Source organism: Microbispora cellulosiformans, from assembly GCF_008728085.1.
In the GTDB taxonomy this organism is placed as follows: domain Bacteria; phylum Actinomycetota; class Actinomycetes; order Streptosporangiales; family Streptosporangiaceae; genus Microbispora; species Microbispora amethystogenes.
Genome location: NZ_VYTZ01000016.1, coordinates 136,295 through 150,142, shown reverse-complemented (window position 1 = coordinate 150,142; position 13,848 = coordinate 136,295). Strand labels below are relative to the sequence as shown.

The 13,848-nt window shown below is 71.3% G+C and carries 11 protein-coding genes; 2 read left to right on the top strand and 9 right to left on the bottom strand.

The genetic code is table 11. The features are described 5' to 3' along the window. Positions 1 to 482: 482 nt before the first annotated feature. Both F5972_RS31820 and F5972_RS31815 read right to left on the bottom strand, forming a co-directional pair. Complete coding sequence (locus F5972_RS31820; protein ID WP_318527648.1) at positions 483 to 2,747, bottom strand: ABC transporter ATP-binding protein; 2,265 nt, start codon at positions 2,745 to 2,747, stop codon at positions 483 to 485. A gap of 71 nt (positions 2,748 to 2,818) precedes the next feature. Beyond that, entirely contained in the window at positions 2,819 to 3,028 is a 210-nt protein-coding gene (locus F5972_RS31815; RefSeq protein ID WP_150938947.1) for an MbtH family protein, read from the bottom strand. A gap of 248 nt (positions 3,029 to 3,276) precedes the next feature. On the opposite strand from F5972_RS31815, the gene F5972_RS31810 reads away from it, so the two are divergent. Together F5972_RS31810 and F5972_RS31805 are read left to right on the top strand one after the other, a co-directional pair. Continuing rightward, positions 3,277 to 3,942 (top strand): response regulator transcription factor, encoded by a 666-nt coding sequence (locus tag F5972_RS31810; protein WP_150938945.1) that lies wholly within the window; start codon positions 3,277 to 3,279, stop codon positions 3,940 to 3,942. Between the two features lie 26 nt (positions 3,943 to 3,968). Then, positions 3,969 to 5,222, top strand: a complete 1,254-nt coding sequence (locus tag F5972_RS31805; protein ID WP_225312071.1) for a sensor histidine kinase — start codon at positions 3,969 to 3,971, stop codon at positions 5,220 to 5,222. 25 nt (positions 5,223 to 5,247) lie between these two features. Here the strand turns inward: F5972_RS31805 and F5972_RS31800 are convergent, their stop codons facing one another. From F5972_RS31800 to F5972_RS31770, 7 genes are all read right to left on the bottom strand, one after another. Further along, positions 5,248 to 6,051: an alpha/beta fold hydrolase gene (locus F5972_RS31800; protein ID WP_150938941.1), complete on the bottom strand. Its 804-nt coding sequence runs from the start codon at positions 6,049 to 6,051 to the stop codon at positions 5,248 to 5,250. 15 nt (positions 6,052 to 6,066) lie between these two features. Further along, positions 6,067 to 7,557: a tryptophan 7-halogenase gene (locus F5972_RS31795; protein ID WP_191910411.1), complete on the bottom strand. Its 1,491-nt coding sequence runs from the start codon at positions 7,555 to 7,557 to the stop codon at positions 6,067 to 6,069. A 20-nt stretch (positions 7,558 to 7,577) separates the two neighbouring features. Then, on the bottom strand, positions 7,578 to 8,900 hold the full coding sequence (dpgC, locus tag F5972_RS31790) for a (3,5-dihydroxyphenyl)acetyl-CoA 1,2-dioxygenase DpgC (protein ID WP_150938937.1): 1,323 nt from the start codon (positions 8,898 to 8,900) through the stop codon (positions 7,578 to 7,580). Continuing rightward, complete coding sequence (gene dpgB, locus F5972_RS31785) at positions 8,897 to 9,550, bottom strand: enoyl-CoA-hydratase DpgB (RefSeq protein ID WP_150938935.1); 654 nt, start codon at positions 9,548 to 9,550, stop codon at positions 8,897 to 8,899. The genes dpgC and dpgB overlap by 4 nt, the downstream gene beginning before the upstream one ends. Before the next feature lie 26 nt (positions 9,551 to 9,576). Beyond that, complete coding sequence (gene dpgA, locus F5972_RS31780; RefSeq protein WP_150938933.1) at positions 9,577 to 10,686, bottom strand: 3,5-dihydroxyphenylacetyl-CoA synthase DpgA; 1,110 nt, start codon at positions 10,684 to 10,686, stop codon at positions 9,577 to 9,579. Positions 10,687 to 11,023: 337 nt separating this feature from the next. Continuing rightward, positions 11,024 to 12,289, bottom strand: coding sequence for an RNA-guided endonuclease InsQ/TnpB family protein (locus tag F5972_RS31775; protein ID WP_225312070.1), 1,266 nt, complete (start codon positions 12,287 to 12,289; stop codon positions 11,024 to 11,026). Positions 12,290 to 12,723: 434 nt separating this feature from the next. Beyond that, the gene (locus F5972_RS31770) at positions 12,724 to 13,848 is read right to left on the bottom strand and encodes a TIGR04500 family putative peptide maturation system protein (RefSeq protein ID WP_150938931.1); all 1,125 of its coding nucleotides are present in this window, start codon (positions 13,846 to 13,848) and stop codon (positions 12,724 to 12,726) included.

Sequence of the window (13,848 nt, the reverse complement as noted above, 5' to 3'; positions counted from 1 at the left end):
GCGGTGGAGATAGGCCGTCGCGATGGCGACGGCCTCGGCCGCAGACCGATCCAGCCACACCACCGGCTCGGGACGGTCGGCGAACCGGATGTGCCAGCCGCCGGCGACGGGACACCTCGTGAGCCGACCGGCGGCAGAAGGGAGGGGACGGGAATCAGACACAGCGGAGCTCCCACCGATTCGTTGCTCGATCGACATTCCCGAGGTGCCGGCGTGTGGCCGGGGTCCCGCTGTCTCCGCTGGTGCGCCGTCCGCCAACGTTCACCGGGGTGGAGGGAGCGGAGCGGAAGGGAGCGAGGACCGCAGCGAAGGCCCAGCGAAGCGGGCTTCGCGAGGACCGGAGGTTCCTTCCGGCGCAGTGACCGACTTGGCCAAAGAAGGACCGGAGGTCCCTTCCCCCGCAGCGACTGACTTGGCCAACGGAGGACCGGAGGTCCCTTCCGCCACAGTGACCGACCCGGCCAAGGGCCGTGGACATCCCACTAGGGGCGTCCCGGGGGCGGCCCTCCGTGGAACGGCCCGGGAGGCCCTCCGGGCACGGGACCGGGACCACCAGGACCGGGACCATGACCACCCGGGTAGGGACCGGGAGGGCCACCCGGGCCCGGGCCGCCGGGACCATGAACACCAGCACCGTGGCCACCGGGACCGTGGCCACCGGAGAAGGGGCCGGGAGGGCCACCGGGAACAGGGCCGTGACCACCATGACCGCCAGGACCACCGGGACCAGGGCCGCCGGGATAGGGCCCGCCGGGATGAGGACCGCCGGGATGAGGACCGCCGGGGTAGGGGCCGCCCAGGGGCCGGGGTCCGGGGTGGGCGAAGTGACCGTCGTGGGGAGACGCGCCGACCGGGAGTGGACCGGCGGCGAAGTCGTCCGCGGGAGCGGAGTCGCCGTTCAGCGAGGACGGCCGGCCGGCGAACTGGGTGTGGTAGAGCTCGGCGTACATTCCGCCGCGCTCCAGTAGTTCCTCGTGGGTCCCGCTCTCCCTGACCTGTCCCTTGTCGATGACGAGGATCTGGTCGGCGTCCCTGATCGTGGAGAGCCGGTGGGCGATGACGAGTGAGGTGCGGCCGGTCAACGCGGTCTTGAGCGCCCGCTGCAGGGCCGCCTCCGACTCCGAGTCGAGGTGCGCGGTCGCCTCGTCAAGGACGACGATCGGCGGGGCCTTGAGCAGCAGCCGGGCCATCGCGATGCGCTGTTTCTCGCCGCCGGACAGCCGGTAGCCGCGGTCGCCGACGACGGTGTCGAAGCCGTCCGGCAGGGAGGTGATCAGGGGCCAGATCTGGGCGGCCCGGCACGCCTCGACCAGTTCCTCCTCGGTCGCGCCCGGCTTGGCGTAGAGCAGGTTCTCCCTGATGGTCTGGTGGAAGAGGTGGGCGTCCTGGGTGACCATGCCGACGGTGTCGCGGAGCGAGTCGAGCGTCAGGTCGCGCAGGTCGCGGCCACCGATCCGTACGCTGCCCTCGACCGGGTCGTACAGCCGCGGCACCAGGTGGGTGATGGTGGTCTTCCCGGCGCCGGACGGACCCACGAGCGCGGTCAGCTTCCCGGCCGGCACGCGGAAGCTCAGCTCACGCAGCGTCCAGGCGTTGCCGACGCGTTCCACGGCGGGCAGCGCGATCGACTCCAGGGAGGCCAGCGAGACGTCGGCGGCGGCCGGGTAGCGGAAGGACACCCCGTCGAACTCGATGTCGGGCGCGGTCGAGGTGGCAGGCAGGGGCGCCGCGTCCGGCTTCTCCGCGATGAGCGGCTTCAGGTCGAGCACCTCGAAGACGCGGTCGAAGCTGACCAGTGCCGTGAGGATGCTGCTCTGGGCGCTGGAGAGCTGGTTGATCGGGCCGAACAGCCGGGTGAGCAGCGTCGCGAGCGCCACCAGCGTGCCGATCTGGAACACGCCGTTGATCGCCAGGCCGCCGCCCAGGCCGTACACCATCGCGGTGGCGAGCGCGCTCAGCAGGGTGATCGACAGGAAGAGGAGCTGACCGTAGACGTACGTCCGGACGCCGATGTCGCGGACCTTGGCCGCCAGCCGGGAGAACGCGCGGGTCTCGGACTCGGGCGAGCCGTAGAGCTTGGCCAGCAGGGCGCCCGTCACGTTGAAGCGCTCGTTCATCAACGAGCCCATCTCGGCGTTGGTCTCCATCATCGTCCGGGTGAGCCGCTGCAGCCGGTTTCCGACGAGCTTGCCCGGCAGGACGAAGAACGGCAGCACGAGCAGGGAGATCAGCGTAATCTGCCAGGACAGCGCGAACATCGTGATCATGACGAGCACGAGCGTCAGCCCGGCGGAGGCGACGGTGGACAGCAGCGACGTGACGGCCTGCTGCGCCCCGATCACGTCGGTGTTCAGCCGGCTCACCAGCGCGCCGGTCTGCGCCCTGGTGAAGAACGCGAGCGGCTGCCGCTGCACGTGGTCGAAAACCTGCGTGCGCAGGTCGTAGATGAGCCCCTCGCTGATCCGCGCGGAGTAGGCGGCGACGGCATAGCCGAGCCCGGCCGACAGGACGGCCATGCCGGCCGCGGCCAGGGAGGTCCAGACGACCACGGGCACGTCGTGCCTGAGGATGCCGTTGTCGATGACGGCCTTGAACAACAGGGGCGTCGCCACCGTGATTCCGGCATTTATCACGGTGCAGCTGAAAAGTAAAATGATATGGCGAAGATATGGCCTGGTGTACGGCAGGATCCTTCTCGTGGTGCCCGGCTTGATCTGCTGCCTGGACACCGGCGAATCGGGCCCCATTCCGCGTATCATCACCGGCCCCGGGCCGCCGATCATCGAGGATGTCCCCCGTTTCCGCGGTCGCCCGACACCTACTGCCCCATCTGGTCGATGAGGCTCTTCGGGCGCATGTCGGTCCAGTTCTCCTCGACGTAGTCGAGGCAGGCCTTACGGGTGTCCTCGCCGAACACGACCTTCCAGCCGGCCGGCACGGTGGCGAACGCCGGCCAGAGCGAATGCTGCCCCTCGTCGTTCACCAGGACGTAGAAGGTACCGTTTTCATCGTCGAAGGGATTGGCCATGACCACTCCAATTTAATTGTCCGCGGCTGACCGGGGTCACACTAATCCGGCCCTTAGGGACCGGCAAGGGCCGCCCGTCCAAGTGCGCGTTCCCCGCACTTGGACGCCAATTCATCGGCGTCCGCCAATTGATTTACGGCCGCGAATAACGACGAACGCGCGATGATACGTCGCGGAAACCGCCGCTGGACGATGATGGAGGAACTTGTCAAGGTTGATGTCGTCTGACGGGAAGCGGGGACGGACCAGTGCGAGTGCTGGTGGTGGAGGACGACGAGGAGATGGCGCAGACCGTGGCGGTCGGCCTGCGGCGCGCGTACATGGCGGTGGACGTCGCGCTGGACGGCCCGAGCGGCCTGGAGCGCGCGTTGTGCAACGACTACGACGTGATCGTGCTCGACCGCGACCTGCCGGGGCTGCACGGTGACGAGGTGTGCGCCAAGCTCGTCGAGGCGGGCTGCCGGAGCCGGGTGCTCATGCTGACGGCCGCCGCGACGACGGAGGACCTGGTCGACGGCCTCAACCGCGGAGCCGACGACTACCTGCCCAAGCCGTTCGACTTTCCCGCGCTGCTCGCCCGGATCGGGGCGCTGGCGCGGCGGTCACATCCGGCGGTGCCTCCGGTGATCCGCCACGGCGATCTCGTGCTGGACACCGCCCGGCGCACCGTGACCAGGGGCGGCCGGGTGCTGGATCTGGCGCCGAAGGAGTTCGGCGTGCTGGAGTTACTGCTGGTCTCCAGGGGCCGGGTCGTGTCGGCGGAGGAACTGCTGGAACGCGTCTGGGACGAGGCCGCCGACCCCTTCACCAACGCCGTGAAGATCACGATCAGCCGGTTGCGCACGAAGCTGGGCGACCCGCCGATCATCCAGACCGCGGCCAAGCGCGGCTACCAGATATCGGGGAGCCCATGAGCGGAATTTCCGGATTATCCAGGCGGGTGGCCCTGAGGCACCTGCCGCGCCGCACCGTCCGGCTGCGGCTGACGTTCCTGTACGGCGGCCTGTACCTGGTCTCGGGGGCGGCGCTGCTGGCCGTCACCTACATCCTGGTGCACCACGCCGTGTCCAGTCAGGTCGTCTCCGGTCAGACGCTGCTCCCTCCGCACGACGGCGGCGGCCTGCAGCCGGGCGGCGTGCCGGGCCCGGGGCCGGGCAGCTCCGAGGGCGCGGTGATGGACATGCTCCCGCCGGAGGCGGCCGAGGCGATGGCGCACCAGCGCTCGACCCTGCTCGACCAGTTGCTCATCCAGTCGGGGATCGCGCTCGGGATCATGTCGCTGATCTCGCTCGCGCTCGGCTGGATCGTGGCCGGCCGCATCCTGCGCCCCCTGCGTACGATCACCGCGGCCGCCCGCGACATCTCGGCGACGAGCCTGAACCGGCGCCTGGCGCTCCAGGGCCCGAGCGACGAGCTCAAGGAGCTCGGCGACACCTTCGACGACCTGCTGAGCCGGCTGGAGGCGAGCTTCCTCGCGCAGCGGCAGTTCGTCGCTAACGCCTCGCACGAGCTGCGGACGCCGCTGGCCCGGCAGCGCACGCTCGGCCAGGTCGCCTTGTCGGACCCCGAGGCGAGCGTGGACTCCCTGCGCGCGGCGCACGAGCGGATCCTCGTGGCGGGCGCGCAGCAGGAGCGGCTGATCGAGGCGCTGCTCACGCTGACCCGCGGCCACGCGGGGATCGAGGTGCGCCAGCCGTTCGACTTGGGACAGCTCACGCGGGAGGTGACCGGCGCGCGCACCCAGGAGGCGGCGCTGCGGTCGGTGGCGCTGCGGGTGCGGACCGAGCCGGCGACGGCTGCGGGCAACCGGAACCTGGCCGAGCGTCTCGTCGTCAACCTCGTGGACAACGCGATCAAGTACAACGCGGACGACGGCTGGGTGGACGTGTCGGTCCGCGTGATGGCCGGTCACGCGGTGCTCACCGTCGCCAACAGCGGGCCGGTCGTGCCGCCCGAGGCCGTCGAACGCCTCTTCCAGCCGTTCCAGCGGCTCGGCACGGCGCGTACGGGCGGACGCCGGGACGGGCTCGGCCTGGGGCTGTCGATCGTGCAGGCCATCGCGGCGGCCCACGGCGCCCGCCTCACGACGGTCGCGCGGCCCGAGGGCGGCCTGATCACCACGGTCTCCTTCCCCGTCGTGACCACGCACCGCGCCCTGAACGGCAACGGCGCGATGCCGGTACGGACCGGCTGAGACGCCGGTCCGTGGCCGGCACCCGCTAGCCGCGGCCGAAGAACTCGATGATCGCGGCGTTCACCTCGCGGGGCCGCTCCAGGTATCCGTAGTGCCCGCAGCCGGGGATCTCCAGGTGGCGTGCGCCCGGGATCGCCTCGGCCACCTCCCGGGTCAGCCGCGGCCGGATGATCAGGTCGTCGGCGAAGCCGATGACCAGGCAGGGGCAGTCGATGTCGCGGTAGGCCGGCAGCCGGTTGGGGATGACCTGGAGGCTGAGCTGCCCGCGCACGCCCGCGCGGTCCACCGCCGACATCTCGAACACGTCGAGCCAGTCCCTGATCTGCTCCTCATCGCTGAGCGTGCGCGGCGACAGGTTCGACACGGCCTGGAGGTAGGCGCCGAAGCGCGGCGGCAGGACGGTCCCGCTGTCGCACAGTTCGATCTCGGCGGCCGTCATCGCGGCCACGAACGCGTCGGTCCGGCCGCAGCAGGCCATCAGGACGGCCTGCCGTACGAGGCCGGGCCGGGCCAGGAGCAGCTCCTGGACGATGATCGCGCCCAGGGAGAAGCCCACGACCCGGCACGGTCCCAGTTCGAGGTGCTCGATGAGACCGGCGACGTCGGCGGCCATGTCGTCGAGGGTGAAGCCGCCGGGGCACAGGTCGCTCGGCGGAACGCCCCGGTTGTCGACGGTGACGACGCGGTGGCCGGCCGCCTTCAGCGCGGGCACCTGGTGGGTCCGCCAGATCCGGCCGGGCGCCCCGGTGCCCGTGACCAGGACGACCGGGTCTCCGGAGCCGTAGTCGTCGTAACCCAGGGTGATCCCGTTGATCCGGGCGACCGGCATCGTCTCCCCTCCCGCCTACGCCTTGGCCGGCAGCCAGAACAGCCCGTCGTTGCTGGTGACGAGGCCGCCGGGGAACATGGGGACGTCGGGCCCGAGGTCCTCGCCGAGGAAGGCCCGGCTCTGCACCTGGGCGCCCTCCTGCATCGCCTGCCGTACGGCCGACGACTTGAACAGGGGCGCCATGTTGCCCTCGCGGTCGGCGGCCAGCTCGTCGATCGCGGCGGCGAACTCGGCCGACTTGTCCTTCATCCGCACCGCGGCCGACTCGGCGTCCCTGAGGGCGAACTCCGAGGAGGACACGCCCGCGACGAGCTCGACGAAGGACTCCAGCTCGGTGTGCCCGCTGTGGGTGACCTTCTTCGCCGACCAGAAGTAGGAGTCCTCGTCCCGGTGCATGTCGTAGAACGACATCAGGAACTCGTAGAACACGCCGTACTCCCGGCGGTAGCGCGCCTCGAACTCGGTGAAGGCCTCCTCCTCGCCGACCAGCCCCGCGAGGGCGCTGTTGATGGAGCGCGAGGCCAGCAGGGCGCTGTAGGTGGCCAGGTGGACGCCGGACGAGAAGACGGGGTCGACGAAGCACGCCGCGTCGCCGATCAGCACGAACCCGGGCCGCCAGAACGTGGTCTGGTGGTAGGAGTAGTCCTTCCGCGCGCGGATCTGCCCGTACTGGCCCTCCGTCACGCGGGTGGCGCCGGACAGGTAGTCCTTGATCAGCGGGCACTCGTCGATCAGCGCGGACAGCGAGGCCTCGGGGTCGCCCTGGACCTTCTCCGCGTTCTCCCTGCGGACGACCGCGCCCACGCTCGTGAGGGTGTCGCTGAGGGGGATGTACCAGAACCACCCGCTGTTGAAGGCGACCGACAGGATGTTGCCGGAGTAGGGCGCGGGCAGCCGCCTGCCGCCCTCGAAGTAGCCGAACAGCGCCAGGCTGCGGAAGAACTCGGAGTAGACGCGGGTGCCGCCGACCCGCTTGTAGATGCGGCTGCCGTTGCCGGAGGCGTCCACCACGAACCGCGCGTACGCCCGGCGCTCGGCGCCGTCCTCGCCGGAGTACGTCACGCCGACGACCCGGCCGTCCTCCTCGATGACGTCGCCCACCTGCGTCCGGAAGCGGACCTCCGCGCCCTTCGACACGGCGTTGTCCAGCAGGATCTTGTCGAACTTCGACCGCTCCACCTGGTACGCGTACGACGTGGAGCTCGCGATCTTGGGGGACACCGAGAACGAGAACGTCCACGGCTCCGGCTTGGCGCCCCAGCGGAACGTGCCGCCCTTCTTGTGGGTGAATCCCGCCGCCGCCAGTGCGTCGGTCACTCCGATCATTTTGCACACGCCGTGGATCGTCGACGGCAGCAGCGACTCACCGATCTGGTACCGGGGAAAGGTCTCCTTCTCCAGGACGAGCACCCGGTGGCCCTGCATCGCCACGAGAGCGGCCAGCGTGGCGCCGCCCGGGCCGCCGCCCACCACCACGACATCGAATTCCTCGCGTTCCACCGGCATTGCCTCCTTTTTCGTTCCCTTTAACGGGATCCCGGCTTGGCACCGAATTTGCCGACCTTGTCGATTACGTCCTCGCTGTAGAGGCGGATGGCCTGCTGGAGCGCGAATTCCGCCATGTAGGTGCGGAAGGCGTCGACGGGCTCGTCGGCGAGGTTCAGCATCCGCCGGTTGGCCAGCACCGCCGCGCCGTCGAGCCGGGCCAGGGCGCGCTCGACGGCTGCGTCCAGCTCGGCCGGCTCCACGATCTCGTCGGCCAGCAGCCGCGCGTCCGGCTCGGAGGCCCACACGCGGCGGCCCGTCAGGATGACCTGGCGGGCCAGGCGTGGCCCGGCGAACCTGGTCAGCCTGAGGTTCGCGACCCCCGGGACGATCCCCTCCTTGGCCGCGGGCAGGCTGAAGTAGGCGTCGGAGGCGGCCAGCACGTGGTCGAAGACCAGCAGGAGCTGGGTCGCGCCGCCGATCGCGAACCCGTCCACGGCGGCGACCCACGGCTTCTCGACGAACGGCGAGTGCCAGGCGCCGTCCCGTACGCGCACCCCACGCATGATCTTGTGGAGGTAGCCGAGCTCGCGCCGCAGCAGGAAGTCGACCAGGGAGATGCCCCCGGAGCTCAGGCTCTTGAGGTTGATGCCGGCGCTGAAGACACGCCTGCCCCGATAGCGGGGGTGGCTCATCTCCCCGCCCCGCACGAGGCAGACGCGGACGCCGGGGTCGAGCAGGGCCAGGTCGACCGCGGTCTCCATGTCGTCGACCTGCCGGCCGTCCTCGGCGTTCAGGCAGTCGTCGCGGCACAGGGTGAGGCGCGCGACCCCGTCGTCGCGCACCAGCCGTACGGCCTCCATCTCGGCCACGCCGGTCCTGAGGAACTCGGGCAGCAGGCGCAGGGCGCGCGGAGTGGGCCGGAGCATCGCGTCGATCAGGCGGCGCCCCGCCCGGGGCGAGGCGAGGATCGCCCGCAGGAAGATGCCCTGATCGATCTCGCGCCCCTCCTTTCCGGCCTGCGGCCGGTCGCGCTCGGCGGCGAGCTGCGCGGCGGTGGGCACCAGCCCGGGGAACGCCTCCGCGGCGGCCTCGACCAGCTCGCCGACGCGCAGTTCGCGCTTGCCGCCCTCCGTGAGCCGGTCGTGGACGTCCTCGGCGTACGCCTCCATGAACCGCGTGCGGAGGAGCCGGATCTCGTCCTTGACCTCGGTGGCCGTCGCGCGCTCCGCCTCCGTACGGGCGCCCGGCTCGGGCAGCTCGGCCAGCCGGGTCTCGGCCCGTTCGGCCGCCTCGGACAGCGCCGCGCTCGCGACCTCCAGGACCGTGCCGCTCACAATGCCGCTCGCGGGGCCCGCTCTCATGAGGCCGCGCTCCTGCGCAGGGCGCGGTCGCAGGCCGCCAGGTGGGTCCCGAGGGCGTCCTCGAAGCTGGTCCTCGCCGCGTCGAACATGAGCTGACGCCGGATCGCCAGGTCTCTGCCGGGCAGGTCGTCCGCGAGCGCCGCCAGGGCGGCGGCGGGATCGTCGCTCAGCCCGTCGAGGAGGTGCAGTGCCAGCGCCCGCTCCGCGGAGATCGGCGCGCCGCCGAGCACCGCCCGCCGTACGCCGCCGACCCCCGCCTGCTGGGTGAGCCGGTAGAGCGCCATGCCGGGCCACACGGCGTCGCCGTACGCCGGGACGACCAGGCGGGCGCCGGGGGCGGCGACCCTGAGGTCGGTGGCCAGCAGGACCTCCAGCGCGGTGCCGCCGCAGTCGCCGAGGACCACCGCGCAGGTGCGCACGGGCAGCCGTTCGAGGCGGCGCAGCGCGCGCTCCCACTTGGACACCAGGCCGATGTCGAGCCCGCCGGGCACAGGGCCGGACGCGGTGCCGGAAGCGGCGCCGTCCGGGACGCCGGACAGGGCGATCACGACCGGGCCCGGGTCGGCGTGGTCCTCGGCGGCGTCGCAGAGCGTCTGGACCGCCTCGACCAGCCCGGCCGAGAGAGGGAGAGCGCCGTCGACCGACAGCATGGGTGCACCTTCGCTTCCCGGCGGCCTCACCACTGGACCAGCGCCGTCTCGATGGTGGAGCCGGGCCCCATGGTCATGAGCACGCCGTAGTCGCCGGGCCGGGCGACCTCCTCGGCCAGCAGGCGCTCGTAGGAGAACAGGAACGAGGCGCTGGAGACGTTTCCGTAGTCGCGCAGGACGCCGATGGTGTGCCGGACGTCGTGCCGGCTGAGCCCGAGGTTGACCATGACGGCGTCGATGACCTTCTTGCCGCCGGAGTGGACGAGCCAGTGCCCGATCTCGCTGCGGCGCAGCCCCGTCCCGGCCAGCAGGCGGTCGACGACGATCTCGGCGTGCGCGCCCACGACGTAGGGGATCTGCGGGTCGAGGAAGAAGCTGAACCTGTCCTGGGCCCGGTCCCAGTCGTAGCGCATCGCGTCGAGGGCGTCGGTGATGATGAGGCTGGCGAACTTGAGGATGCGCGGCCCGGCGGGCGCGGCCTCGCCGCCGCCCGCGACCAGGGCGAGCGCGGCGGCGCCGTCGCCGAAGAGGCTGTTGACGACCGCGGTGCGCATGGTGCCGTCCAGCGCGTACGCGGCCGAGCACGCCTCGCTGCACAGGACGACCGCGAGTTCGCCGGGATGGGCCGCGGACCAGCCGGACACGACGCCGAGCGCGTTCAGCCCGGCGTTGCAGCCCATGCCGACGATGTCGGAGCGGCTGCAGTGCGGGTCGATGCCGAGCTCTCTGATGATCAGGGCGCTCAGGCCGGGGGTGAGGAAACCGGTGGAGGTCACGCAGCACAGGTGACGCAGGTCGGACAGGCCCGCGCCGGCGTTCTTCAGGCACGATTCCAGCGCCCGCGCGCCCATCTCGACGGCGAGCCTCTTGTGCTTGTCGAGCAGGTCGCCCTGGGGCTCCGGGGCGCGCCTGCCGCTCTCGTCCGCCGGGGGCAGCGTCAGGTGACGCCGGGTGATCGCGCTGTTGAGGAACACCGAGCGGATCTTGGGGTTGTCGATGTCGAGGAGTTCGAGCACTTCGGACTGCGTGAACGACGTGTCGGACACCGCGGTGCCCACGCCGGCCATGCGCGAGATCTCCGGCAGCCGGGGGGTGGCCGTGACGACGGCGGCGGGGCGCTCCATGCTGATCGTCATCGGTACATCCATCCCCACGTCCGGAGCTTGCTGCGGAGAATTGTCTTCACCTGGTCTTCCGTCATTTCCTCACCTCTGGCGAAAAATCCGGAACAGAGGTGAGAACCGTAATCTCCACAATGGAAGATCAGCAATGGAAAGTGTCCAAGTGCGGAATTCCCCGCCCGCGACCACCGCTTCAGCAAGCCCGGGACGGCGGGAACCAAAATCACAAAATCCGTGATAATTCAACGACGGGACGGTTCAATACGCGTTCTCGCTCACGCGCCGTCGCCGACGTGCTCCATTTGAACTCCTCCCCGGCCTGAAGGCTGGAGATTCTCCCGTCGTGTCGCGGTTAAGCGGCGTGCGGGGGTTGACGCTTCGCGGACCGGGCAGCCCCGAGGTCTCCACGTCCTGACACCGCGGTTCCTGCGGCGTTGCGTATGTTGATCGCGGCGTTGGTGTCGGCGTGCCCGGCCCACCCGCAGGCGGCGTTGGCACAGGCGTACCTGATCCCGTTCCGGGCCGCCGGGTCGCGGCGGCCGCACCGGTGGCATGTCTGCGAGGTGCCCGGGGCGGGCACCTTCACCACCAGCCCGCCGCGATCACGGGTCTTGTACCCCAGCAGGATGACGGTGCGGCCCCACGCCTGCCCGGTGATGGCGCGGTTCAGCCCCGCCTTCTGCCGCACGTTCCGTCCGGGGCGCTCGACCGTGCCGGTAGCGGAGCGGACCATGTTCGTAATTCTCAGGTCCTCCACCACGACCACGCCGAAGGTGCGCGCGAGTTCGGTGGTGGTCTGGTGCTGCCAGTCGACGGCCCGGCGCTTGGCTGTCGCGCGGAGCCGGGCGATCCGGTCGTAGGTGCGGGCCAGCCGACGCGAGGCCCGCTGCCCGGGGGGACGGGCGGCGCGCTGGCGGGCGGACTTCTTCTCCAGCCGGCGAAGACGTTCCTTCTCACGGCTGGTGAGCCATTCCCCATGTTCACGCGTGGTGCCGTCCGACAACGCCAGAGCGACGGTGATCCCCCGGTCGATCCCCACCACAGGGCCGGGGCGGGTGTCCGGGGCAGGCACCTGGCGTTCGGTGCGGAACACGATCTGCCACCCGTGGGCGTCCTTGACCAGCCGGGCTCCGGTGATCCGCCCGGCGGGGCCGCCCCTGGTGACGCCGGGAAGGTCCCTGGTCCACCGGAACCGCACCCGCCCGACCTTGGGCAGGTTGACCGCGCCCCACCGCCGGTTCAGCCGCGCGATGTTCAGGTCCCGCCCCTGGGGGACATCCACGACCATCCGGGACCGGGACCGGCTCTTGAAGCCGGGCCGCCCGGCGGGGTGGGCGGGGTTGAAGAAGTTGGCCCACGCCTGCCGGTAGGTTCTCAGTACCGCTTGGGCCGCCTGGGCGGGCAGCCGGCCCATCCAGTCGATCTCGCGGCGGGTCTGCCGGATCGCGGTGTCGCAGTCCTTCACCGAGGCCAACCGGCCCTGCCGGAAGGTGCAGTACTCGTGCAGCAGGTTCCACAGCGCGCGGGCGGTGTGGGCCTGACCGTCCAGCACCGCCATGTGGGCGGCGGTGAGGTCGAGTCGCGCCACGTGCGCCCGCGCCTGCCTGGCCACCTCCACGCCCTGATCGTACCCCCGGGTTTACGCCACCGTGACGGAATCCACACCGTGAGTCACCCCTCGATCTGCGGCGCGGGCGCCACCCGCACTGAAGGGCGTCTCGGAGCGGATCCCAGCGAGATATACAGCGCTTCCGTCCGCTGGTACCCCGTGGAGCGGGCACTTCTGGGTGCGGCTGCCACCTTGCCGGAAGCGTGGGCAACGCACCGCTCACGGTCCTCAAGCACTACATCGACCAGCAGAAACGACCCATGTGAGCGGACAATGTGAGCATCTCTCCCGCCAGGGCTTGACCCATGAGCTGATCTGTTCACGGGTGGAGGGCCAGGGCACGCTCGCGCCCTGGTGGGCACTCCCGCGTGGGCCTTCACCCCCGGCGTGAACGCCGGCGCACTGGCCCACAGGTCGATAGATGCCGTTTTCCCGCCGGGCCGTCAGCCGCCGTCGGCCGGGGACGTCGGCGAGGCGCCGCGCGAACCGTCCGGCGCCCGGAGCGCCCGGGTGACCGAACCGGTCCGCAGTGCGGTGCCCCACATCCACTCGACGCTCGCCTCGGCGCGCCTGCGCGCGAGCCAGTCGTCGAAGATCCGGTTCTCGATCGCGCGCCGGGTCTCGTCGTCGAGGACGGCGGGGCGCACCTCCAGTACGCAGGTGACCAGCGGCTCCGGCCCACCGCCGAGGACGTCCCCGGCGCAGGTGCCGGCGGCCTCCGGGCCGAGTTCGCGGCGGTACACGAGCGCCGGCCGGACGTCCGCGCCGTACTCGAAGGCCTCCGCGGCGGCCTGCGCGAAGATCTCCGCACGGGCCTCTTCTGCGGCCTGCGCGAAGGTCTCCGCACGGGTGCCTCGGTCCCGCAGCCGCACGGCCGCCGTACGGGCGGCTTCGAGGTGGGGATACCGCAGGCGCAGCACGCTCAGGCGGTCGTGGCCGTCCTGGTCGGCGGCGAACCGTTCGGCCGCGCCGTCGGCGGCCACCCGGCGGCGCAGCCGGGCGATGGCGGCCTCCTGGTGGACGATCGTCTCCAGCGACGCGTGGTCGAGCCCGCGTTCCGCCATCCAGTCACGGGTGGCCCGCACGGTGAGCAGGCCGCGGGCCCGCCGGAAGGCGTCCATGGCCTCCTGGAGCTCCTCGGCGGACAGCTCGACCGGATCCCGCTCCAGTTCCTGCTCCACCAGGGCGGCGTTCACGAGGCGGGCGGCGAGCGAACTGTCCCCCCACAGCCCGTCGAGCACGGCCATGGCCTGCTCCATCCTGACGTCGGCGCCGTCGACGCGGACGACGACCTGCTCGCCGGCGCCGTGGCTGCCGCGCAGCGGCCACGGTACGGCCCGGGCCGGGGCGAACGCGACGGACACCGTGCCGTCCGGCGCCGTGATCAGCAGGTCGTAGTGGTGGCTCCCGCCGGGGTGGTCGCGCTGCCAGACGAGGCGCATCGGCACGTCCGGGTGCCCGGCCCGCAGGTCGCCCAGGAGGCGCCTCGCGTCGGCCGGCTCGGCGTCGGAGACCCGGCACAGGAAGGCCAGGGCGTCGTTCAGCAGGTGGTCGGGGAAAAGCGGCAC

What these genes read in the sequence shown, in the direction of transcription:
- F5972_RS31820 (WP_318527648.1), bottom strand. Translation starts at nt 2,747, where the DNA reads ATGGGGCCCGATTCGCCGGTGTCCAGGCAGCAGATCAAGCCGGGCACC.
- F5972_RS31815 (WP_150938947.1), bottom strand. Translation starts at nt 3,028, where the DNA reads ATGGCCAATCCCTTCGACGATGAAAACGGTACCTTCTACGTCCTGGTG.
- F5972_RS31800 (WP_150938941.1), bottom strand. Translation starts at nt 6,051, where the DNA reads ATGCCGGTCGCCCGGATCAACGGGATCACCCTGGGTTACGACGACTAC.
- F5972_RS31795 (WP_191910411.1), bottom strand. Translation starts at nt 7,557, where the DNA reads ATGCCGGTGGAACGCGAGGAATTCGATGTCGTGGTGGTGGGCGGCGGC.
- dpgC (WP_150938937.1), bottom strand. Translation starts at nt 8,900, where the DNA reads ATGAGAGCGGGCCCCGCGAGCGGCATTGTGAGCGGCACGGTCCTGGAG.
- dpgB (WP_150938935.1), bottom strand. Translation starts at nt 9,550, where the DNA reads ATGCTGTCGGTCGACGGCGCTCTCCCTCTCTCGGCCGGGCTGGTCGAG.
- dpgA (WP_150938933.1), bottom strand. Translation starts at nt 10,686, where the DNA reads ATGACGATCAGCATGGAGCGCCCCGCCGCCGTCGTCACGGCCACCCCC.